A 23,647-nucleotide genomic window follows, 5' to 3' on the forward strand; every position below is an offset into this window, starting at 1 on the left:
GTGACACTCTATGTAAAAATGGTAAAGTTGTAAACTATTCCCATCATAGCCTTAATAGGAGGATCATAGAGACTGAATGAATATGAAAATTGGCGATCGCGTTCGTGTTATAGAATCTGTTATTGTTTATCATCATCCTCAGCATAAAAAACAACCATTTGATCTCAAAGGAATGGAAGGAGAGATAATCGATATCGTCACCAACTGGCGAGGACGGCCCGTTAGTGCTAACCTACCCATATTAGTCAAATTTGAGAAACGATTTCGGGCCCATTTTCGTGACAACGAAGTAGAAGTCATTGAAACCGCTTAGAAAGATAGGGGTTAAGGCGTTGAGACTTTTGTTTTATCTCCCCTTAATCCACATCTTGCTAAACTCAACCAGTACAGCTTAAAGTAGGAGAACTCAGCAACCCATGAATTCCTTTTCCAAAAGACGTTCTGCGGTCATTCGTTTTGCCATCCCTATCCTTGTCTGTATCTGCTTAGTTTTAATGACTATCGTCCCTGGGTTAAATGCAGCTCCTACAAGAGTTACCATCTTAATGCAAGCATTAGAAGCGGCCCAATGGGAACCCTTCGTACAAGAATTTAACGAACAACATCCCGACATTGAATTAGAAATTATTGAAGGACCCAACGCAACTAACCAAGTAGAAGATTTATATACCTCCTCATTTTTATTAGGCAATTCCCCTTATGATCTCGTCTTTATGGATATTGTCTGGGTTCCTAAATTTGCAGCCGCAGGATGGTTAAGAGGTTTATCAGACCTAGTCGATAAAGACAACATCGACTTAGACGCATTTTTAGACGGCGATATTGATGGGGGAAGATATAACGGAGAATTATATCGGATGCCTGTGCGTTCTGATGGAGGAATGCTTTATTATCGCACTGACTTATTAAACCAGGGTGGATACGAACCCCCTAACACCTTCAGCGAATTATTAACCATTTCCCAAACCTTACAAACAGAAGACCTAGCAGAATGGGGTTATCTCTGGCAGGGAAAACAGTATGAAGGGTTATCAGCCATGTTTGTCGAAATTTTAGCCGGATATGGGGCATTTTGGGTTGATCCAGATACCCTAGAGGTGGGTTTAGATAGTCCAGAAGCCATAGAAGCCGCAGACTTTTTACGAACGACCCTCGAACAACAAGTGTCACCTCCCGGTATTACGACTTACGCCGAAGAAGAAGCCCGTCGCTTATTTCAAAATGGTGATGCTGTTTTCATGCGTAACTGGCCTTATGCGTTTGGACTCTTATCGGCCGATGATTCTCCTGTTCAAGGGAAATTTGCCATTAAACCCATGGTTCACACCCCTAACCACTCTAGTGGTGCCTGTTTAGGGGGTTGGGGACTTGGCATTACCACCAGTAGTCAACACCCAGAAGCCGCCTGGGAAGTGGCTAAATTTTTTAGTAGTGAAGATATACAACGCCGATTTATCTTAGCCACAGGCTATGTTCCCAGTCGTCGCGCTTTATTTAATGATCCTCAAATTTTAGCCAAATATCCCCATTATTCTGAATTGTTGGAAGTCGTGGAAAATGCAGCATTACGACCCCCCATTGCTCAGTATGCTCAAGCCTCTGATATCTTACAACGTTATCTCAGTGCAGCCATCACCAATCAAATGACTCCAGAACAAGCGATGAAAAATGCAGCCAATGAAACGAGACGATTATTAGGTAGATAAGTAGGTAGGCCGATGCACTTCCCATAACCATCTTTAACTTTTTGAGCGTTTTACCAATTATCAAGAATTGGTTGATTTTCTATAAAAATTTTATTAAAAAATTGATGAGATAGTTTGTTGTCTCGGAAAAATTACGTAGCCATCTCAGTATTTTTAGGGATAATATTGAACTCAAAATATTAGTTTAATGAGTAAAAATAATGATTTTTTTATAATCAGAAGACAATCTTTTTTTGTTGTTATAAACTGGTAATCAAAAGGTATTTCAATTAGTTAGAAATTGATGGAAATACACCACAAATTACTTAATGGGTTTGTTTGGAAAATCGTTGATTCCAAGCCAAATTTTTATATTCTAGCTAAAAGAAAGATTTTTTAGCGATAGAGAAGGTTCTAAAAATGCTAAAAAAAACACTAAACAAAAATTTATTGCAAGCAAGTTCTCCTATCCTATCATTGGGATTTATTGCTTTAGTCTCCATGCCAGCCTCAGCGGCCATGAAAATTGAACCCTTTGATATGTTAAACATTGATGCTAATGCCATCGATTCATCAGAGGTGACATCTATGAATCCCCCACCTTCACCCTTTAATAATCAAGGAAACCCCAATTCACCTAATTCCAATAATGGAGGAGGTGGTGGTGGTGGCGGTGGTGGCGGTGGTGGTTCATCTTCTCCCTTTGTAAGTTCTCAAAGTTCACCCAATGATTCTAATAATAGTAGTAGTAATGGAACGGAGAGCAATGATATCATTCCATCAGATTTCAATGGAGATCTGACTGATTTAATCCCTCAAGATAGTCAGATCAATGATTTAATAACAGTGGCATCGATGCTACAACCGAACAGTAATGATCCAGACGGTAACTCAGATACCCCCGGTACTGATAACCCTGACGGTGATGATCCAGGAACCGTAACCCCCAGTGCTACCCCTATCCCTGAACCAACCTCAGTGACAGCTTTAGCTATGATTGGATTAATTGGGGTTTTGGCTAAACAAAATCACCACAATTGCTCATAGTTATCACCCCAAGTCTTCTTAAAAAAGAAGACTTTTTAAGTGACTTTATCTTGCGATTAACAAATATTCTATGTTATAATAGGTAATTGTGTCGAAATTTTATATAAATTTATGCCTAAACTAAAAACGCGCAAAGCTGCCGCCAAGCGTTTTCGAGTAACAGGAAGCGGCAAGAAGATTGTTCGGCGAAAAGCGTTCAAAAATCACTTATTAAATCATAAAAGTGCTGAAAGAAAGCATCGCCGGTTATCTCACACTGCTTTAGTGAGTGAACAAGATGAACCAAACGTTCGCTTAATGCTACCTTACATCTAAAACTCGATCGCTTACGTACATTAAATAGAAACAGGGTAACTATGACAAGGGTAAAACGGGGCAATGTCGCCCGTAAACGTCGTAAAAAAATTCTTAAACTCGCTAAGGGGTTTAGAGGAAGCCACTCTCGGTTATTCCGTACTGCTAATCAGCAGGTAATGAAAGCATTACGGAATGCTTACCGCGATCGCCGTAAACGGAAACGGGATTTTCGTCGGTTGTGGATCACTCGGATCAATGCTGCAGCCAGAGCCAATGGTATGAGTTACAGCCAATTAATCGGCCACATGAAAAAGGCCAATATCGAGATCAATCGTAAAATGTTAGCCCAACTAGCCATTCTTGATCCTCAAGCCTTTGCCAAGGTAGTCGAAACCGCTAGTGCAGCTAAATAATGGATAATTGATAATGGATAATTGATATTTCATTATCAATTATTCATCGTAAATCCTTAGTGCTTCGCCACAACTCATGGGACAATAGAAAAGGCGATCGCAGTAGGCAAACCATGAGTCAGCAACCGAAAATTATTGTCTTAGATGATGATCCAACAGGTTCCCAAACGGTACATAGTTGTTTACTGTTAATGCAGTGGGACGTTGAGACATTAAGATTAGGGTTAAGGGATGAAGTTCCTATCTTCTTTATTTTGACCAATACAAGGGCATTAACCCCTGAGAAGGCAGCAGAAGTCACCAGGGAAGTGTGTCACAATCTTAAACTTGCCATAGAAGCAGAAAAGATCCAAGATTTTTTAATCGTTAGTCGTTCCGATTCTACCCTCAGAGGTCATTATCCTATTGAAACGGATGTTATTGCCGAAAAATTAGGGGGTTTTGACGCACATTTTCTCATTCCTGCCTTTTTTGAAGGAGGAAGACAAACCCTTGATAGTGTTCATTATTTAAACATCGAAGGAACTTTAACTCCGGTTCATGAAACGGAATTCGCCAAAGATTCTGTTTTTGCGTATCATCATAGTTATTTGCCAGACTATGTCGAAGAAAAGACAAAAGGAGACATTAAATCAACGGAAGTTGAACGATTTTTATTACCAGAGATTCGACAAGGTAGCTTAGAAAGATTGATGCAGCTACAAGGTAATCAATGCGGAGTCGTTGACGGAGAAAAACAAGAAGATTTAGATCAATTTGCTCAAGATTTATTAACCGCAGCAGCATCAGGAAAACGGTTCTTATTCCGTAGTGCTGCTAGTATTTTAACCTCTTTAGCCCAACTGGGTAAACAACCCATTCCAGCCGAAAAAATGGCAGAATATAAACCAACGGATAAACCTGGCGTGGTGTTAGTGGGTTCTCATGTGAAGAAAACCACTCAACAATTACAGGATTTATTAACCCAATCAGATGTAGTGGGGATAGAAGTTGATGTTAAACAATTGCGAGATCATCCTGATAAAAAAGATGAATTATTAAACAGTATTTTAGAACAAGTTAAAAGCGTTTTTGCAGAAAATCAAACCCCTGTTGTTTATACCAGCAGAGAAGAATTAACCTTTGAAACTGTACAGAAAAGGTTAGATTTTGGGGTAGCGGTTTCTTCTTTATTAATGGAAGTGGTTCAAGGTTTACCCCGTGATATTAGCTTTTTAATTAGTAAAGGGGGGATTACCTCTAATGATGTCTTAAGTACCGGGTTAAAGTTGCAAGCAGTAAGATTATTAGGGCAAGTTTTAGCCGGCTGTTCAATGGTAAGAACCGAAAAAGATCACCCTTTATTTCCTAATTTACCTGTGGTTTTATTTCCTGGAAATGTAGGAAATATTCAAGGGTTAAGTACCGTTTACTCTCGCTTAAAACAATAAAAAATGTCTTAGTTTATTTTAAGATTTAAAGGGGAACAAAACTGATCAACCCCTGTTTTAAGAACATATAAAACCACAGGTAAAACTAAAATATCTGGGCTTATTTTAGTGGTCATTAAATGATTAATTACAGGAATAATATGACCTTGGGACAGTTCATTGATCAGGTTTTCTTGACAGATTTCTACCCGGTATCGTTTCGCTAATCCTTCTAACCAGTCCGTGCGATCGGGGGTTTGTCCCACACTCAAAGCCAGATTAATGGCCGCATCATCTAAGTCACCATCACACACCACAATTTCATCTAAAGCAGTGATCGCATCAGGATAGTCAGCCAGTTGAGAACGATAATAAGTAATTTCTGATAAGGTTAAAGAAGGCATAAGTTACCATGAATGGGAGAGCAAAAATAACTATTGTTAAATCTAAAATATTATTAATTTAAAATAACTATTATTATACAGGAAAAGTAAACAAAATGATTAAGTTAAAATCTTGGCAATGGGTCGTATTAGCAAGTCCCTTAATAATTATTGTTAGTTTTTTTATCATTGCAGCCGGGCTACAAATTCATCAATGGGGCATTAATTGGATTTGGGGTATTTTTATTTTAATGTTTTTGGGTTGGCGTTGGTTGTTGGTGAAATGGACTAAACCCGTAGAACAACAAATTGAAACCCTAATCACTCAAGTTAACGAAGAAGTTGACAACGAACAAAAAGAATTAGCTGCCACCATTGGGGATAAACAAACCCTTAACCAAATAGAGAATATTCTTGGTGAGATTATCCAAGAAACTCGCAACGATCCGCCCTTTTGGGAAGACTGGGCAATGTTTTGGCAACGGTGTCAAAATTTAGTGAGTGCGATCGCTCATATTTATCACCCAGAAATCAAATATCCCCTACTCAATATCTATATTCCTCAAGCTTATGGACTGATCCGAGGAACCGTCGACGATCTCGATCGCTGGATGCAAAAATTATCCCCTGTTCTCAGTCAAGTCAGTATTGCCCAAGCATACCAAGCTTATGAAGTGTATCAAAAATTAGAACCCAATGCCCGTAAACTATGGCGCGTCTGGAACTGGAGTCAATGGATACTCAACCCGGCAGCAGCGATCGCCAGACAAACCAGCTTACAATCGACAAAACAAGCCAATCAACAGTTATTAGTTAATTTAGGGCAAACCTTCCGAGAAACCGCTTTAAAAACCCTGGCCCAACAAGCGATCGCCCTTTACAGTGACAAAAATCTTCTTCCTTCAGACGCTTTATCGGTCAAAGAAAAAAGCCCTTCTGTTGCTAAAACCGAAACCTTAAGAAACATCCTTGCTAAAGCCAAACCAGTTGAAGAAGTAGAAGCCAAACCCATTAATATTTTACTAGCAGGGCGAACCGGGGCCGGAAAAAGTAGCCTCATCAACACCTTATTTAAAACAGACAAAGCAGAAGTGGATGTTTTGCCCAGTACCGATAATTTTACCGCTTATCATTGGGATAGTCAGACAGGGGAAAGCTTAACACTCTGGGATACCCCAGGGTATGAACAAATTAACCGTCCTGAATTTCGAGAACAGGTCTTAAATTATTGTACAAAGGCTGATTTATTGCTATTGGTGACTCCTGCCCTTGATCCCTCCTTAGACATGGATATGACCTTTCTCAAGGCGGTTAGAGAGGAGATAGCAGACTTACCGATGATTGTCATTGTAACCCAAGTGGATCGCTTACGACCGGTGAGAGAGTGGCAACCCCCTTATAACTGGCAACAGGGAACCTTACCCAAAGAAGTGAGTATCAGAGAGGCGACATTGTACCGTATAGAGGTATTTGGGGAAGAATGTGACATGGTGTTACCGATGGTTACCAGTGACGCAACCACAGGCCGAGATAGTTGGGGGGTAGAAGCTTTAACTAACACTTTATTAGAGTTGATTGAACCATCGAAACAATTAAGGTTAGCCCGTTTTTTACAACAACAAAAAGCGCGATCCGTTGCTGCTACTAAAATCATTGATACTTGCACCTCAAGACTGAGTACCACCCAAGGCATAACCGCTTTATTAAAAAGTCCGGTGTTGCAATTTATTTCTACCTTAAGTACGGGGTCTCCTGGGTTAGCTTATGCTTTAGCTGAACAAATACCGGTAGAACAATTACCCATTGTTATTGGTAAATTACAAATGGCTTACGATCTGTTTTGTTTGTTTGAGGATGATGATAATAAGCAGAAGTTTGATCTTTTATCTTTGTGGCCATTGTTGTTAGATACTTCTGGAGATATTCAAGGGAATGCTTGGGCATTTGGTCAAGCTTTTGTGGAGTTTTTAAGCCAAGATTTGACCATTGAACAGTTAAGAAAACGATTTAAAGAGTATTTGAATTATTGATATATTTATTATTTATACGCTGAATCATGATCGGAATGTAACGATAACAATCTTAAATAATCTCCTTCTCTCAAGGCGATCGCACGACACTTTTGCGTGATTCTTAAACTGTATAAAGTCTCTCCTTTTTTACCTTTTTTGGAACGAATCATCTCCCATTTCAAGCCTTGATCCTTATATAATTGTTCCCAAGTTAATTGAGAAATTTTACGAAAAGTCTTTAAGATGGCGACTGCCTGTACTTTAGGTAAATTAAATAAATCTTGCTGAAATACTGGGTTATTAAGATCGAGTAATATTTTACTCATTATGTCCTACTTTCATGTCTAATTCATCTAAATTTGAGGTTTGTGGTGGATGATTCATATTCCATTCTAAGGCTTCATCCAGTTTTTCAACAAAAGGAGATTGATGTAACCAAGTTTCATCTAATGGAACATCTTCGCATAAAGTCTGGTAAAAAGTTTCCCATTCTTTTCCCCATTGTTTTAAATCAATAACAACAGCCGTTTTTTGACCCTGATCATTGACAATGAATTGAATTCCTTTCATATATTATCTTCAAGTGTAAAGTTCTCTTTAATTATAACATTTCAATATGGTAAGGTGGGCAATGCCCACCCTACTAATTATGATTTCTTTAGAAACTCTTGAATTAAATGAACGACTAACAGTCCATCCTTGATCAACAGGATTATTTGCCCCTTCATGTAATGCTAATATGACTGCAGAAGCTGATTGAGAATTTATAGTAAAAAAAGAGGTTGTTAAAAGGCTTACTGTTGCAATGGGTTGAATAAAATTGCTGTGTTTTTTAACAAAGTTAGTTAACTGGGATACAATATTAATAGTCATAAGAAATCTTAGTTTTTATTCATCGACCCAATTCTAGCAAGACTTTGATTGAACGTCACTACAATCATAAGATAGCATCTGATTTAATTAATTTATTGTAAAAATTATTATGAATCAACAAAAATTACTCAATCGCATTACTTTTAATCCAAAGGTTTTAAGCGGTAAGCCTTTAATTAGGGATTTAAGAATTTCAGTAGAAATGATTTTAGAATTATTAGGCAAAGGAGCAACCATTAAAGAGATTTTAGAAGATTATCCAGAATTAGAACCTCTTGATATTCAAGCAGTTTGTTTTTATGCTTATTCCCTGGTTTCTCAATAGGATTGAGAAAATTTAATTAAAAAATAATGGTAAAATACCCTAACAGTGTTTAATTGGGTAATTATGACCTCTGCGATCGCCTCAAAATTAGAATCTGTATTAGAATCCCCCAATCTTATTCCTTGGGAAACGGTTGATGTTACTTGGAAAAATCGAGTCAAAAAGACAGTTAATGATAGTTGTCTTCCTCATTATTTAATCACTCCTCTTAATCTTGAAACCTTACAAAATACTGTTAGAATAGCCAGCAAAAATCAATGGTCAATGGTTCCCTGTGGCAATGGGAGTAAGTTAGATTGGGGTGGCCTAGTTTCGGATGCTAATCTAATTATTAGTACCCAAAAGCTTAACCAAGTTATCGATCATGCAGTGAGTGACTTAACGATTACCGTCGAAGCAGGGATAACATTAAGAGACTTACAAGCTATTTTAAAGCCCCATAATCAATTTTTACCCATCGACCCTGCCTACCCCCAAGATTCCACCATCGGGGGTATTATGGCCACAGCAGACACGGGATCATGGCGACAACGGTATGGCGGAATACGGGATCTCGTGTTGGGACTTTCTTTTGTGCGATGGGATGGAGAAATTGCAAAAGCAGGGGGTAAAGTCGTCAAAAATGTGGCAGGATACGACTTGATGAAACTATTTGCAGGATCTTACGGTACATTAGGCATTATATCGACCGTTACCTTCCGATTGTATCCTATCCCCGAAGCATCCGGAACTGTAGTGATGACAGGGGAAGCGGACGACATCAACCAAATGGCAAAAACCCTGTTACAATCAGGATTACAACCCACGGCCGCTGAGATGGTTTCTCCCTCTGTAGTCAAAAGTTTGGAATTAGGGGAAGGAATGGGCTTAATAGTACGGTTTCAAAGCATACCCGAAAGCATTGAAGAACAAAGTCATCAAGTGCAAGCGATCGCTAAAAAATTAAACATAAAAACAGTATTTTGTCAAAATGAAATAGAACAAAATCTATGGCAACGATTACAAGAATTAATCAGAGTTTCTAACACAAACTCAACCCTAACAGGCAAAATAGGAATAATACCCAATCAAGCCATTAACTGGTTAATGAAAATCAATGACTTGACCCCAGAAACAGCATGGGCAATGATTAATCTCAGTAGTGGTATCGGACAGTTTAAACTCGACTTAGAACCCAGTTTAGGGGTTTTAAAACAATTGCGATCGCTGGCTCAAGAAAACAGAGGATTTTTAACCATTTTAGAAGCAAATCAAAGCATCAAAAAACAATTTGAACCTTGGGGATACTCAGGAAATGCCTTACCATTGATGAAACAAATTAAAACTCAATTTGATCCTCATAATTTATTTAGTCCTTCTCGTTTTGTTTAGTTAAATTTTAAAATTTAGTTTATTATTATGCAAATTTCTGATAACTCCAATAATAGTTTCAATTTTCAACAAGCTTTAGAAGAAGAAATGAAAGGATTTGACGCAAAAAATCCTCCCAAACAAGAATTAATTGATAGTTGTGTTCACTGTGGCTTTTGTTTATCTACCTGTCCGAGTTACCGTGTTATCGGTAAAGAAATGGACTCTCCTAGGGGTCGAATTTATTTAATGGATGCTATTAATAAAGGACAAGCAGACTTAGATGAAACCACGACACAGCATTTTGATAGTTGTTTAGGCTGTTTAGCCTGTGTTTCTACCTGTCCATCAGGGGTACAATATGATAGTTTAATTTCAGCCACAAGACCCCAAGTTGAACGAAATCAACCGAGAAATTTTGCTGATAAAATTATTAGAAGTATTATTTTTAATCTCTTTCCTTATCCTGAAAGATTAAAAATTTTCTTACCCTTACTTTGGGTGTATCAAAAGTTAGGAATTCAAACAATTGTTCGTAAAACAGGATTATTAAAACGATTGTTTCCTCGTTTAGCAGCAATGGAGTCTATTCTACCTGAAATTACACTAAAATCATTCAATCAAACCTATCCCGATGTAATACCAGCGCAAGGAAAAAAACGCTATCGTGTCGGAATGGTTTTAGGTTGTGTTCAACGGTTATTTTTCTCCCCTGTTAATGAAGCGACAGTAAGAGTTTTAACCGCTAATGGATGTGAAGTGGTTATCCCTAAAACTCAAGGTTGTTGTGCAGCATTACCGGCACACCAGGGACAAGAAAAACAAGCGCAAGCTTTAGCTAAACAGATGATTGATAGCTTTGCTAATACTGATGTTGATTATGTCATTATTAATGCTGCTGGATGTGGTCATACGTTAAAAGAATACGGTCATATTTTAGCCGATGATGCAGAGTATAAAGAAAAGGGAGAACAATTTTCCAATCAAGTTAAAGACATTCAAGAATTTTTAGCAGAAATTGAATTAACCACCCCATTATCTCCTTTGACAGATGATGACTTACCCTTAGTTTATCAAGATGCTTGTCATCTCTTACATGGGCAAAAAATCAGCTTACAACCCCGTCAACTTCTCAAACAAATTCCAGGAATAACATTAAAAGAACCCATTGATGCAGCTTTGTGTTGTGGCAGTGCAGGGGTTTACAATATGTTACAGCCAGAAGTAGCAGAGGAATTAGGAAAACAAAAAGTTAATAATTTAATGAAGACAGGGGCAAAATTAATTGCATCTCCTAACCCCGGATGTTCTTTACAAATTAAAAAACATTTAAACCAGCAAGGAAAAGATATAAAATTAATGCACCCCATTGAGTTATTAGATTATTCAATTAGAGGGGAAAAAATTAAAGTTTAAAACATAAATTTGTTATTGTAAAAAGCATTATCTAATGTTACTAGGTTAGGAATTCTTGATTCTATGTCCTATCTCAAAAGAAACAAGAGAAACAAAAGACCTGAAAAAAAAGGTGATTTTTTCCGTAATTTTTTGATGATTAGCGGTATAATACTAATAACTTTTTTGGTCTTGATCATCTCGATAGATTGGTATATTGGCAATGAATTTAACCAGTTTATTTATTCGGATATTAATCGAGTTCCTCACCGAAAAATTGCTTTAGTATTAGGGACTTCTAAATATATTCAGCAATCAGGGGAAACCTATTACAATGCTTATTATGCTTATCGAGTAAAAGCTGCTGCAAAATTATATCAAGCAGGGAAAATAGACGGAATTTTAGTCTCAGGAGATAACTCAACACAATTTTATGACGAACCCAGTCAAATGACACAAGATTTGATTAACTTGGGGGTTCCTTCTGAATATATTAATCAAGATTATGCAGGGTTTAGAACCTTAGATTCTATTGTACGAGCTAATAAAGTTTTTGGTTTAGAAGACTATACTATTATCTCTCAAAAATTTCATTGTCAACGAGCTTTATATATTGCCCAATCAAAAGGACAAAATCCCATTGCTTTTTCTGCATCAAAGGTGCAATCTTTTGCTGGAATAAAAACAAGATTACGGGAAGTTTTAGCTAGATTTAAAGCATTTTTAGATTGTAAAATTTTAAAAACAAGCCCCAAGTTCTTAGGGGAACCTGAAACCATTAATTATCGAAATTATAACAATAGATAATATTATTTTTAGTATACTAGATACTTAACATTTCCCTAGATATCAGGTCATGATGGTTAGTTTAGGTTATGATTGATAAAAATCAGTTTAGTTAAAGCAAAATTGAGATAAAAATGAATCAAAAATTAGTTAATTCCTTAGTTGAAATTATGCAATCTTTATCTGAAGAAGAACGTCACATGATTAAAGAAAAATTATTTGTTGAGACTAATCAGGTAACAACACAAGAAATTAGGAACCTTACTAAACAAAGTAATTCCTTTGATTTTCTGAATGATGAACCCGATCTTTATACATTAGACGATGGAGAAGCTATATAATGTCTTTAGAAAAAGGTGATATTGTTTTAGTGCCTTTTCCTTTTACTGATTTAAGCACAAGTAAGCTACGGCCTGCTGTTGTTTTATGGGTTGATTCATTAGGATTTGATATCACTGTTTGTTTTATTTCGTCACATAAAATTAATAGTATTAGTTTAGAAGAATTTATTATTAAAACAACTGATCCTGAATTTTCGCTGACTGGATCAAAAGTGAACTCTAAAGTAAGAGTGTCGAGGATAATAACGATTCAACGTAATTTAATCACTCGGAAAATTGGCACATTAGGACCTAATTTCTTAAAGGAACTTGATCGTGTTCTTCGAGTAACTTTTAAGCTTTGATAAAGTCTTCCCAGAAAATAAACCTTGTGCTACCCTTAAATAATATACGATTTTATAGTTGATTATGGTTTTTTCTTCTCTGATTCGTACTCTACAAAAATCACCCTTAACTAAAGAATTATTAGATAAACTCAAGGGAAATAATGAATTAGGATTAAAAGGAATTAATCGACTACCAAAAGGGTTAATTTCTTCAACTTTAGCCCAAGCTAACCAACAAAACCTATTAGTCATTTGTGCTACCTTAGAAGAAGCAGGAAGATGGGCGGTACAACTAGAAATTATGGGGTGGAAAACCGTTAATTTTTATCCGACAACGGAAGCGTCTCCCTACGAACCCTTGAACCCTGAATCGGAAATGATTTGGGGACAAATGCAGGTATTATCTAATCTTAACTTATCAGAAGCTGAGAATAATAATTATGCTATTGTTACCACAGAAAAAGCCTTACAACCCCATTTACCACCCCCTAATAGTTTTCATCAATACTGCTTAAATTTACAAGCAGGAATGACAGAAAAATCTAAACTATTTGACGAAGCTTTAGTTAAATTAGGGTATGAAAGAGTTAATTTAGTCGAAGTAGAAGGCCAATGGAGTCGTCGGGGGGATATTGTTGATATTTTTCCCGTTTCTTCAGAGGTTCCCGTCAGATTAGAATGGTTTGGGGATGAGTTAGAAAAAATAAGAGAATTCGATCCAGCTACTCAGCGATCGCTTGATTCTATAGAAAACATTTTATTAACTCCCATTAGCTTTAATACGATTATTGCTAATACCATTAAAGAGAATGATTATAACTTAGATGCTTATTTATCAGAAGAAGAAAAAGAAGGCTTAGAAAACTATAATTATCCTCCAGGAATGCAACGGTTTTTAGGGATAGCTTTTAAGGAACCGGCCTGCATTTTAGACTATGTATCCCCTAATACACTCTGTGTTTTCGACGAAATCGAACAATGTGAATCCCATAGCGATCGCTGGTTAGATTATATCGAAGAAAACTGGCAAGAACAAGAAAAAACCGTCCCAAAAATTCACAGAAGTTTCAAGAATTCTTTTCAATTAACAAAAAAATTTGCTAAATTATATCTCTCTGAACTGTCAGAAGTTAATAATAAAAATGCCTTAGATTTATCCAGTCGTCCCCTTCCTACTACTCCCCACCAATTTGCTAAACTGGCAGAAATATTAAGGGGAAAACGAGAAATTTATAGTGGTATAACCTTAGATAAATATGCAACTTGGTTGATTTCAGCCCAACCTTCTCGCACTGTTTCATTATTACAAGAACATGATTGTCCAGCGCAATTTATCCCTAATCCTCGTGACTATCCAGCGATTAATAAATCCCATATTCAAGGAACTGCGATCGCCTTAAAATATTCAGGATTAGCAGAATTAGAAGGCTTTATTTTACCCACCTTTCGTATTGTCGTTGTTACCGATAAAGAATTCTTTGGACAGCACGTTTTAGCCACTGCCGGGTATATTAGAAAGCGTCGTCGCGCTGCTTCTAAAAAAGTTGACTTACAACAACTCCATCCAGGGGATTATGTGGTTCATAAAAGTCACGGAATTGGTAAATTTTTGAAATTAGAAAGTTTAGCAACCCGTGAATATTTAGTGGTACAATATGCCGATGGTATTTTAAGGATTCCGGCTGATTCTTTTGATAGTTTATCCCGTTATCGTCATACGGGTTCAACCCCTCCCCAACTCCATAAAATGACGGGGAAAATGTGGCAAAAATCAAAGCAAAAAGTCCGTAAAAATATTAAAAAGTTAGCCGTTGATTTGATCAATTTGTATGCAAAACGTGCTAAAAACGTAGGATTTACCTATCCCGTTGATACCCCTTGGCAACAGGAATTAGAAGACTCTTTTCCCTATCAACCGACCCCCGATCAACTAAAAGCCATACAAGACGTTAAAATAGACTTAGAAAGCGATCGCCCGATGGATCGATTAGTGTGTGGTGACGTAGGTTTTGGTAAGACAGAAGTCGCAGTAAGAGCCATTTTTAAAGCCGTTACCAGTGGTCATAAACAAGTGGCATTTTTAGCCCCTACCACCATCTTAACTCAACAACATTATCACACCCTAAAAGAGCGATTTGCTCCCTATCCTATCAATATCGGACTATTAAATAGATTTCGCACCACCTCAGAAAAAAAAGAGATTATCCAACGGTTAGCGACAGGAGAATTAGATATAGTCGTTGGCACACAACAACTATTAGGAAAAAGTGTAAAATTTAAAGATTTAGGCTTATTAGTGGTGGACGAAGAACAACGATTTGGGGTTAACCAAAAAGAAAAAATTAAGGAGATGAAAAGCCATGTTGATGTGCTTACTTTAACCGCCACCCCCATTCCTAGAACCCTGTATATGTCCTTATCAGGAATACGGGAAATGAGCTTAATTACTACGCCTCCCCCTTCTCGTCGTCCCATTAAGACCCATTTATCTCGCTATAATGCTGATGTTGTTAGGACGGCTATTCGTAATGAATTAGATCGAGGAGGACAAGTCTTTTATGTGGTTCCGAGAGTTGAAGGAATTGAAGAAGTCGCAGCCGAATTAAAGACAATGGTTCCCAGTGCTAGGATAGCAATTGGTCATGGACAAATGAATGTAAATGACTTAGAAATGACCATGTTAAGCTTTAACAATGGAGACGCAGATATTCTCGTTTGTACGACAATTGTAGAGTCAGGGTTAGACATTCCTAGGGTTAATACAATTATCATAGAAGACGCTCAAAAATTTGGCTTAGCCCAACTGTATCAACTGAGAGGAAGAGTCGGACGAGCCGGTATTCAAGCACACGCTTGGTTATTGTATCCGAGTAAAGCTGAACTAACAGAAACAGCCAGGAAAAGATTAAGAGCTTTACAAGAATTTAGTCAGCTAGGATCAGGCTATCAATTAGCAACTCGTGACATGGAAATTCGAGGAGTTGGTAACTTATTGGGTGCCGAACAATCAGGACAAATGGAGTCAATTGGCTTTGAATTATATATGGATATGTTACAAGAAGCTATTAGAGAAATTCAAGGTCAAGAAATACCAAAAGTAGAAGATACTCAAGTCGATTTACAATTGACTGCTTTTATTCCGACGGATTATATTCCCGATATGGAACAAAAAATGTCAGCTTATCGGGCGATCGCGGTTGCTAATTCTAAGAAAGAACTAGCTCAAATTGCAGCAGAATGGAACGATCGCTATGGAAAATTACCCATTCCCGTGCAGCAATTATTACAAGTGATTGAACTGAAACAATTAGCTAAATCTTTGGGATTTTCTCGCATTAAACCCGAAGGAAAACAAAATATTGTTTTAGAAACGCCCATGGAAGAACCCGCTTGGAAACTATTACAAGAAAATTTACCCGAACATTTGCGATCGCGGTTTGTTTATACCCCCAAAAAAGTGACCGTCAGGGGGTTAGGGGTTATGAAACCTCAAAAACAACTAGAAAGCTTATTAGAATGGTTAGGAAAGATGGAAAATGCGATTCCAATGAGCAGTGAACAGTGAACAGTTATCAGTGAACAATGAACAGTGGACAGTGACCACTAAATTTAACTGATAATTGATAACTGGTAACTATCAACCGTTAGAGAGGCGAAACTCAGACGCTGCTTATGTTACCTTGTGAATAATTAGGGAAATCATTCCCAATGAAAAAGACTTTTTAACCCAGTATTGGGTCGAACATTTTACACTTCAATACATACGATATATGACTAAACAAATTCTTTTAGTGCTAACGTCTCACAAACAACTAGGAGACACTGACCAAAAAACAGGAATTTGGCTCGAAGAAGCCGTAAACCCCTATTATCGCTTTTTAGAAGCCGGTTTTGAGGTAACTTTGGCTTCTCCTAATGGGGGAGAGGTTCCCATCGACGATAAAAGCATTTTAGATGAGGCTCAAACCGAAGACACCCGTCATTTTTTAAAAGACGAAACCGCTCAAAACCGCTTTAACAATACCGTTCCTTTGACACAGATAACAGCAGATGACTATGATGCCATTTTTATTCCTGGTGGCCACGGCCCCATGTGGGATCTTTGTGAAAATGAAAAATTAGCTAATTTAGTCGAAGCATTTGATCGCGCTGATAAAGTGATTGCTGCGGTATGTCATGGTCCAGCCGGGTTATTATCAGCCAAAAAAGCGGATGGAACTCCCTTTGTAGCAGGAAAAGAACTGACTAACTTTAGTAACAGTGAAGAGGAAACCGTCGGACTTCATGAACTCGTTCCTTTCTTATTAGAAAGTCGCCTTAAAGAGTTGGGTGCCAACTATACTAATGTTGATGATTTTCAAGCCAAAGTAGTGCAAGATGGTAATTTAATCACGGGTCAAAATCCTGCATCTTCTAGCGGTGTTGCAGAGGCAGTCATTGCTTCGATGAAGTCTTTATCTTCCGTTGGTAGTTAAACCGATTATCAGTTATCAGTAAACAGTGATCAGTTATTGGTTACTGTTGGCTGGTAATTGTAACTAAGGGTTCTAAAATTTCTCTTTCTTCTTTGGCTAATTTCATCAATACTCCTTTCCTTTCTTTATATAGCATTACCCATTAATGTTGCTGTAGCAAACTCAAATTTTAACAACAATCATAAGAATAAATAACCCGACTAAAATCTAATTTTTTCAACGCAGAGGGTTGAATAAAAAAGTTACCGACTCCTGCATCTCCCCACATAATGTCTGCATCTTCATCAGAGATCATTTGAAACAGTAACTCATAGGGTTCTATGTTTTCATCAAAATCAATTCTCGGATCATCTTGAGTAAAGAAGGGATAACCACCCAATTTATGTTCTTCCCCATCGTATAAGTCTAAATAAGCTTCTAAAAGATCATAATACTCTGAATCATCCTCTGAATCTTCCACTAACGTTTCTATCATCTCTTCTAAACGATAATCACAACCACTAATAGGTTCAGATTTTTGCTCAAATGTCAGAGCAAAACTCCCAATAAACGGTAAGATCATATCCGAATCATCCAAACTAGGAAGAAAGCTAAAATCAGTAATTAAATTCTTTTCATCTAAATCAATTTTATCAAAATAAATCACTCTAAAATGTTTTTGCTCAGCCATATCTTCATCATTCATACCATACAAGTCATGATAACTATCAATATAAAATTGTAAGATTCCTTCTTTCGGAAAATTATCTAATAAGAGGGTTTCAGAGAAATTAATTTGAGCTAATAAAATTAAGGGGTTTCCTTCTGGACTTTTGGGATACTCTAACTGTTTAGGAAAATAGGGTTCTCCCCCAAACTTACTTTCCCATAAAGTCATTTTATTGCTAAAGGAAGGAGTTATTTTAAGATAGAGTTTTTGGGTTGCTTCTAGCTCTTTGCGTAGAGTATCTAGACGAGGAGGAAGCTTCATAACAATTTAGATGACTGGTGGTACAATCTTCCATTGTACAGAAGGACAGAAAATTTATGAAGTTGTTAATCTTTAATTAAGAAACGGGTTATCAAGAGACAATGAAGACTAATTAAAAGCAAGAATCATCAACTCAAAGGAAATCGCTAATAATAAAAAAAAGATACTTCTAAAGGCATTAATGTCCGTAAAACTTCTTGCATATAAACCACAAATCGTCCCCAAACAAAGATAAATAAAAACAAAAGTTATCATTAAACCAAAACTAATATTCATCAGTAACCCGTTAACTTATTTACCTTCTTATAGTAATATATCTTCTCTACAATCATCTTTTTCTTATATTCTACTTTAGATTATTCAAACCTATAATTATCTCCTTTAGCTCACAGCTGAAGGTTGACTTTTAGCCATAGGAAGGGTGAACCAGAATTGACAACCATGGCCAGGGGTACTTTTTACTCCAATATTACCCCCATGAGCTTCAATAATTTGACGACATTGATAAGAACCTAACCCAATACCTGTCCTACGCCTATCATGTAAACTACGAAGATATAATTTAAACAATTGACCACATTGTTTTTCACACATTCCTACCCCATTATCAGTTAAACGACAATAGATCATACCTTTTTCAAGGGTTATATCAATATTTAAATTAATACCAGGAGGATTATGTTTTAAAGCATTAGTAACTAAATGAGTAAAAACATGATGTAATTTTTCTTTATCCCCATAGGTTAAAGGTAAATTATTAGGAATATTGAGAGTTAAATGAGCTTGATTTTGTTTTAATAGTGGCTGCCATTCTTGAGCCAAGTTATCAATAAAATTCCCTAAAGATAATGTTTCACAATGAATCATTAATGGTCTTTGTTCAGAAAAATGATCCTCCGATAGGGCATTAATTAAAGTTAATTGACGCTCACTACTATTAATCATTCTATCCAGAATAGAGCGAGATAAGGTTAAGCTCTCTCCTGGACGATTTTGTAAATTTTTTAATAACATCAAAAGACCCATAATTGATGTGCGTAAATCATGGGAAACTGCCTGTAAAAAAACAGCTTTCATGTCATGTAATTCTTGCACTTCGTTAATTTTTTCCTGAAGTTGATAAGTGCGCTCTTCTACCTGTTTCTCTAAATTACAATTTAACCGTTGGACTTGTTGATAAAGTTGCGCCTGACTCATGGCAATCATGACTTGACCAGCTAATTGTTCTAATAACTTGATCTCTTGTTTATGCCAATGACGTACCCCAAAACATTGATGAGCCACCAATAATCCTAACGGCTTACCATCGAGGTGTAACGGCACCACTAAAGAGGCTTTAATGTGATACCGTTGGGTATATTGTTGTAAAGTTGGGGATAAATTTAAGGCTTTAATATCATCAGCAATAAAGGTTTGAGCCTTAGTAAAAAGAGACGGTAAATCCGTTAATAAATCATCCCTCGTATTCCCCCCTAATAAACTAGGATAATTACCATTGAGAGACTCAGCCACCACCTCAATGCGTCCCCCATCTTGCCAAGACGCAATAAATACGCGATCGGCATGAATTAACTGACGAATTTCTGTGACCGTCGTGTTAAAAATCTGTTGTAAATCGAGAGATTGACGAATTTTTAAAGAGACTTCTGCTAATAAGTGATCCCGTTCTAGAGTTGCCCGTAACTGTCGTTCTGCCCGTTGTCTTTCTGCTACTGCTGCTGACAATAATAAAGCCGTTGCGCTGACAATAACAATAAACATTTGTAGCAATAAAATAGTTTGAGACTCATTGGCTGTTTGCATCACAAATGGACCCATGCCTTGATCCGTTCCTGCGATCGCCAGTAACGCTAAAGACAAACTGCCTAAAACTGCGCCCCAAGTTTGAAAGCGAATGGCTGCCCAGACGACGATAGGAAAGGGTAAATATTCCAAATATTGAGCATTACTTAAACCCCCGTCCATCAAGGTTTCCACCTGGGTATGGCGGTAAAACACCATCCAACTCAACCCCACTAAAAGTCCCCCACAGAGAAGTCCTTCCAGGAGGCGTTCTTTTTTGTGACGACGAAATAAACCCGCGCTATCGAGGTATATCCGCAAGAGAAAGGGCGTTATGACTAAAATGCCACTACAGTCTCCTAACCATCCCATCCACCACTGTGACGCAAAATTCTGCCAATTCAGAGACCCCATAAACATCGGTAACATGGTGCTGATGGTGGCGTTAAATAAAGGAGACACCATACCTGCTAAAAACACCAAAGCAGTGACATCATGAATTCTAGAAAGACGACAGGAGAAATGACACCAACGTAACAATTTAAACCCTAACCAGGCTGAGAGGCTACTACCGACAGCCGAACTTAAAATAATTTCCCAATTCGCTCCTAAAAGGAACATTAACAGAGCATCGCCGATAAAAATGCCTAACCAAACCTGTTCTCCGTAGATTAACAACGCAGTTAGGGAAATGCCGGCCGAAAGGCATAGGGGAGACATTTCTATCCCAAGTCCCATGCCCCAATCAGTTAAGAAGCCACCACCCAGGTAAGCCAAGGCTACCAGAGCAACGATAACAGAAAAATATTGCCACGGACCACGAGTTAAAGTCATAAACTCAACTATCTCACTCTAACTAAAGAGTGCCTAACACAATCAGGTTTGTGCCTCCCCTAGATGGGTGAATTTAAGCATAAGTGGAGGTTTGTGTGAAGATGTGCCTCAAAAAATACTGTTTTTTTTTAACTTTTGGCATATGGTTAATAAAGTTCCTTGTTACCTTGTGACCTCCATGCGAATTTTAATTGTCGAAGACGATCCCTTGATGCAACTAGGCTTAGAACAAGCTTTAAGCGAACATCCCAACTTTGAGATTATTGGACAAGCTGAAGACGGCTATACTGGTGTTCAACAGGCCCTGGAACTTAAGCCCGATTTGGTGGTCATGGATATCGGTTTACCTCGTTTAGACGGTATCGCTGCCACTAAGCAAATCAAAGAACAACAACCGAGTATTCATGTGGTTATGTTGACTTCTCATACCTTACAAACGGAGGTGGTTGCCGCCTTATCCAGTGGGGCTGATGCCTATTGTATCAAAGGAGCTAGTTTAGAACGATTATTAGCGGCCATTGACGCAGCCCAAGATGGGGCCACTTATCTTGATCCCCAAATTGCACGGTTAGTTTTAGATAACTTGAAACCCCCAACCCCAGAACCCAATCAAAATATTGCTCTCTTATCGGAACGAGAGTTAGAAGTTTTAAAGTTAATTGTGGAAGGAAAAAGTAACAATGAAATTGCTGACGACTTATATCTAAGCACCAATACCATTAAAACCCATGTTCGAGGTATTATGAATAAATTGGCCGTTGATGATCGGGTTCAAGCCGCCGTAGTTGCTTTGCGATCGGGTTTAGTTTAGGGGTAGTTGACTATCAAAACCTGAACATTATAGATAATCTACTTGAAATTATTTGGTATTGATAAATGCCTAATCAAACACGACAAAAACTTAAAAAACGGATTATTAAATACCTTTCTAGTTATGAACACAATCTCGCTACATTACGATATGGTTTATCAACAGAAAGTTCTAAATGGAAAAAACTCAAAAATAAATATGCAGGTCAAAGATGTTTTATTCTCGGTAATGGACCTTCTTTAAAAAAACAAAATTTATTGACTTTGAAAAATGAAGTGACGTTTGTAGCTAATTGGTTTGCGCTACACGAAAATTGTCAAGCCATTAAACCGACTTTTTATTGTATCTGCGCTCACGAAATTTTTGGAACCAACACGAAAGCTTATTTAAGATGGGAAAAAGAAGTCAATTTTGACGAGAAACTTTATGATTTAATATCAAAAAAAGCAGAAAATTCTATCAAAGTTTTCCCAATCTTTTTTAAAGAAGGTATTGAAAACAAAAACCTATTTGAAGGACAAGAAGTGAGATATCTATTCTACGAACCTCCAGTAAAAGGAATTCATAAGGTAGGTTCTATGAATCTAGATATTGCTAAGCAACGTCTTCACTCAGGAGAGACTGTTATTCTTAATTTTTGTCTCCCCATAGCTTATTATTTGGGGTTTAAAGAGATTTATCTTCTAGGATGTGATTGTGATTATGGAATACAAAAGCCCACAGATTCACGACAGTATTTTTACCAATCTCAAGAACAAACAGGAGACGCACCCCCTTTTGATTGGTTGCAACGCAGTTGGTCTACTGATGGACCGATGATTAGTAGTTATGTAGTCGCTAGAAAAGAGTTTGAAAAAACAGGAAGAACCATCTATAATGCTACCGCAGGGGGTAAATTAGAGGTATTTCCTAGAGTCGACTTTAATGAGATTATTAAAACCAGCTAGATATGTCTAAGAAAATCCTTTTTATTTCTCACGATGCCTCAGCCACTGGCGCTCCCATTCTTCTATTGAACTTTATGCAATGGCTTAAAGAAAATACCGAAATACCTTTTCAAATTTTGCTAAAAAAAGGAGGACAGCTTGAAAAAGAATTTCAAGAAATTGCGCCAGTTTGGTTTTATTCCCCCCCAACATCACCGAAAAATGGACTAATAGATAAATCCCTGAAACGTTTAAAACTGAAATCCGATAAAAAGGATTTGAAAGCTTACCAACAAAGTTTATTCAAAAAATTAGCTAAAGAAAATATTGGACTAATTTATGGGAATACAATGACAGTGGGCGATGTCCTAGAGTATCTATCCCCCCTTAATTGTCCTGTAATTTGTCACATACACGAATTAGAATACTCAATACGCTATGCTTTTGGAGTCAAACAGTTTAACAAGGTCAAACGTTACACTAAACAGTTTATTGGTGCCTCAGAAGCAGTTAAAAGTAATTTGGTACAAAATCATAATATACCAGCAGAAACCATTGAAACTATCTATGAGTTTCTTCCTAGTTATTCTCATAAAAAATCCTCGACAAATATAGAGAAAGAAGCAATTTGTAAGCAACTTCAGATACCGAAAAATGCCAAAGTTATTTGTAGTTCAGGATCAATTATTTGGAGAAAAAGTCCTGATTTATTCCTTTTACTCGCTCGTTCAGTTATATCAAAGTATACTGAATATCCTGTACACTTTATTTGGATTGGTGGACCGACCAAAGGGTCTTATTTTGATCAACTATGGTACGATGCCGAACAATTAGGTATTAAAGAACACATTCACTTTATAGGATTTCAACCTAACCCATTAGATTATTTTAAGGCTTGTGATATCTTTACTTTAGTTTCTAGAGAAGATCCTTATCCTATCGTCTGTCTCGAAGCTGCTTCAGTCGGCAAACCAATTGTTTGTTTTGACGGAGCAGGAGGAGAGAAAGAGTTTGTCGAAGATGACAGTGGTTTTGTGGTTCCTTATCTAGATGTAGAAATGATGGCAACAAAAATTGTCAAATTGCTTGAATGTCCAGAGTTGTCTAAGCAATTCGGCCAACAAGCTCGACAAAAAGTCGAACAGAGACATAATCTTGATGTAACTGGCGCAAAACTCCTAAAAGTGATCAATGATTTTGATATGAT

At 37.2% G+C, this 23,647-nt stretch carries 24 protein-coding genes; 18 read left to right on the forward strand and 6 right to left on the reverse strand.

Features of this window, described 5'->3' with window-relative positions:
• Window positions 1–82: 82 nt before the first annotated feature.
• From C4E06_RS13260 to C4E06_RS13285, 6 genes are all read left to right on the forward strand, one after another.
• The gene (locus C4E06_RS13260; protein WP_107668521.1) at window positions 83–313 is read left to right on the forward strand and encodes a ferredoxin-thioredoxin reductase variable chain; all 231 of its coding nucleotides are present in this window, start codon (window positions 83–85) and stop codon (window positions 311–313) included.
• Between the two features lie 103 nt (window positions 314–416).
• Complete coding sequence (locus C4E06_RS13265) at window positions 417–1,706, forward strand: ABC transporter substrate-binding protein (RefSeq protein WP_107668502.1); 1,290 nt, start codon at window positions 417–419, stop codon at window positions 1,704–1,706.
• A gap of 399 nt (window positions 1,707–2,105) precedes the next feature.
• On the forward strand, window positions 2,106–2,732 hold the full coding sequence (locus C4E06_RS13270) for a hypothetical protein (protein ID WP_107668503.1): 627 nt from the start codon (window positions 2,106–2,108) through the stop codon (window positions 2,730–2,732).
• Window positions 2,733–2,843: 111 nt separating this feature from the next.
• The gene (gene rpmI, locus C4E06_RS13275; protein WP_035798249.1) at window positions 2,844–3,047 is read left to right on the forward strand and encodes a 50S ribosomal protein L35; all 204 of its coding nucleotides are present in this window, start codon (window positions 2,844–2,846) and stop codon (window positions 3,045–3,047) included.
• A 41-nt stretch (window positions 3,048–3,088) separates the two neighbouring features.
• The gene (gene rplT / locus C4E06_RS13280; protein WP_009547471.1) at window positions 3,089–3,442 is read left to right on the forward strand and encodes a 50S ribosomal protein L20; all 354 of its coding nucleotides are present in this window, start codon (window positions 3,089–3,091) and stop codon (window positions 3,440–3,442) included.
• Between the two features lie 113 nt (window positions 3,443–3,555).
• Window positions 3,556–4,872, forward strand: coding sequence for a four-carbon acid sugar kinase family protein (locus tag C4E06_RS13285; protein ID WP_107668504.1), 1,317 nt, complete (start codon window positions 3,556–3,558; stop codon window positions 4,870–4,872).
• A gap of 8 nt (window positions 4,873–4,880) precedes the next feature.
• On the opposite strand, the gene C4E06_RS13290 is transcribed toward C4E06_RS13285, so the two are convergent.
• The gene (locus C4E06_RS13290) at window positions 4,881–5,255 is read right to left on the reverse strand and encodes a hypothetical protein (protein WP_107668505.1); all 375 of its coding nucleotides are present in this window, start codon (window positions 5,253–5,255) and stop codon (window positions 4,881–4,883) included.
• 95 nt (window positions 5,256–5,350) lie between these two features.
• Between C4E06_RS13290 and C4E06_RS13295 the strand changes: the two genes are divergently transcribed.
• Window positions 5,351–7,264, forward strand: a complete 1,914-nt coding sequence (locus C4E06_RS13295; RefSeq protein WP_107668506.1) for a GTPase family protein — start codon at window positions 5,351–5,353, stop codon at window positions 7,262–7,264.
• Window positions 7,265–7,272: 8 nt separating this feature from the next.
• On the opposite strand, the gene C4E06_RS13300 is transcribed toward C4E06_RS13295, so the two are convergent.
• From C4E06_RS13300 to C4E06_RS13310, 3 genes are read right to left on the reverse strand one after another with little or no spacing between them, the layout of a single operon-like run.
• A complete protein-coding gene (locus C4E06_RS13300) occupies window positions 7,273–7,572 on the reverse strand; it encodes a hypothetical protein (protein ID WP_107668507.1) in 300 nt (99 codons plus the stop codon).
• Window positions 7,565–7,816, reverse strand: coding sequence for a hypothetical protein (locus C4E06_RS13305; protein ID WP_107668508.1), 252 nt, complete (start codon window positions 7,814–7,816; stop codon window positions 7,565–7,567). The genes C4E06_RS13300 and C4E06_RS13305 overlap by 8 nt, the downstream gene beginning before the upstream one ends.
• Window positions 7,817–7,843: 27 nt before the next feature.
• Window positions 7,844–8,119, reverse strand: coding sequence for a hypothetical protein (locus C4E06_RS13310; RefSeq protein WP_107668509.1), 276 nt, complete (start codon window positions 8,117–8,119; stop codon window positions 7,844–7,846).
• Window positions 8,120–8,228: 109 nt separating this feature from the next.
• Between C4E06_RS13310 and C4E06_RS13315 the strand changes: the two genes are divergently transcribed.
• From C4E06_RS13315 to C4E06_RS13350, 8 genes are all read left to right on the forward strand, one after another.
• On the forward strand, window positions 8,229–8,444 hold the full coding sequence (locus C4E06_RS13315; protein ID WP_107668510.1) for a DUF433 domain-containing protein: 216 nt from the start codon (window positions 8,229–8,231) through the stop codon (window positions 8,442–8,444).
• Window positions 8,445–8,507: 63 nt separating this feature from the next.
• A complete protein-coding gene (locus C4E06_RS13320; RefSeq protein ID WP_107668511.1) occupies window positions 8,508–9,815 on the forward strand; it encodes an FAD-binding oxidoreductase in 1,308 nt (435 codons plus the stop codon).
• A 27-nt stretch (window positions 9,816–9,842) separates the two neighbouring features.
• Entirely contained in the window at window positions 9,843–11,210 is a 1,368-nt protein-coding gene (locus C4E06_RS13325) for a (Fe-S)-binding protein (RefSeq protein WP_107668512.1), read from the forward strand.
• A 171-nt stretch (window positions 11,211–11,381) separates the two neighbouring features.
• Window positions 11,382–11,996, forward strand: coding sequence for a vancomycin high temperature exclusion protein (locus C4E06_RS13330; RefSeq protein ID WP_198648655.1), 615 nt, complete (start codon window positions 11,382–11,384; stop codon window positions 11,994–11,996).
• A gap of 149 nt (window positions 11,997–12,145) precedes the next feature.
• Window positions 12,146–12,316, forward strand: coding sequence for a hypothetical protein (locus tag C4E06_RS13335; protein ID WP_232826243.1), 171 nt, complete (start codon window positions 12,146–12,148; stop codon window positions 12,314–12,316).
• Window positions 12,316–12,660 (forward strand): type II toxin-antitoxin system PemK/MazF family toxin, encoded by a 345-nt coding sequence (locus C4E06_RS13340; RefSeq protein ID WP_107668514.1) that lies wholly within the window; start codon window positions 12,316–12,318, stop codon window positions 12,658–12,660. The genes C4E06_RS13335 and C4E06_RS13340 overlap by 1 nt, the downstream gene beginning before the upstream one ends.
• Window positions 12,661–12,724: 64 nt before the next feature.
• Entirely contained in the window at window positions 12,725–16,207 is a 3,483-nt protein-coding gene (gene mfd / locus C4E06_RS13345; RefSeq protein WP_107668515.1) for a transcription-repair coupling factor, read from the forward strand.
• Between the two features lie 205 nt (window positions 16,208–16,412).
• A complete protein-coding gene (locus tag C4E06_RS13350) occupies window positions 16,413–17,117 on the forward strand; it encodes a type 1 glutamine amidotransferase domain-containing protein (RefSeq protein ID WP_107668516.1) in 705 nt (234 codons plus the stop codon).
• Between the two features lie 169 nt (window positions 17,118–17,286).
• On the opposite strand, the gene C4E06_RS13355 is transcribed toward C4E06_RS13350, so the two are convergent.
• Together C4E06_RS13355 and C4E06_RS13360 are read right to left on the reverse strand one after the other, a co-directional pair.
• The gene (locus C4E06_RS13355) at window positions 17,287–18,087 is read right to left on the reverse strand and encodes a YwqG family protein (RefSeq protein ID WP_107668517.1); all 801 of its coding nucleotides are present in this window, start codon (window positions 18,085–18,087) and stop codon (window positions 17,287–17,289) included.
• 381 nt (window positions 18,088–18,468) lie between these two features.
• Entirely contained in the window at window positions 18,469–20,703 is a 2,235-nt protein-coding gene (locus C4E06_RS13360) for an MASE1 domain-containing protein (RefSeq protein WP_107668518.1), read from the reverse strand.
• Window positions 20,704–20,881: 178 nt separating this feature from the next.
• Here C4E06_RS13360 and C4E06_RS13365 point away from each other — a divergent pair, with 178 nt between their 5' ends.
• The 3 genes from C4E06_RS13365 to C4E06_RS13375 form a co-directional block, all read left to right on the forward strand.
• A complete protein-coding gene (locus tag C4E06_RS13365) occupies window positions 20,882–21,514 on the forward strand; it encodes a response regulator transcription factor (protein WP_107668523.1) in 633 nt (210 codons plus the stop codon).
• A 65-nt stretch (window positions 21,515–21,579) separates the two neighbouring features.
• Complete coding sequence (locus C4E06_RS13370; RefSeq protein WP_107668519.1) at window positions 21,580–22,461, forward strand: 6-hydroxymethylpterin diphosphokinase MptE-like protein; 882 nt, start codon at window positions 21,580–21,582, stop codon at window positions 22,459–22,461.
• Window positions 22,462–22,463: 2 nt separating this feature from the next.
• Window positions 22,464–23,647 (forward strand): glycosyltransferase (locus C4E06_RS13375; RefSeq protein WP_107668520.1); only part of this gene is annotated, 1,184 nt, incomplete at its 3' end.

The sequence above is a fragment of the Cyanothece sp. BG0011 genome, from assembly GCF_003013815.1.
In the GTDB taxonomy this organism is placed as follows: Bacteria; Cyanobacteriota; Cyanobacteriia; order Cyanobacteriales; family Microcystaceae; genus Crocosphaera.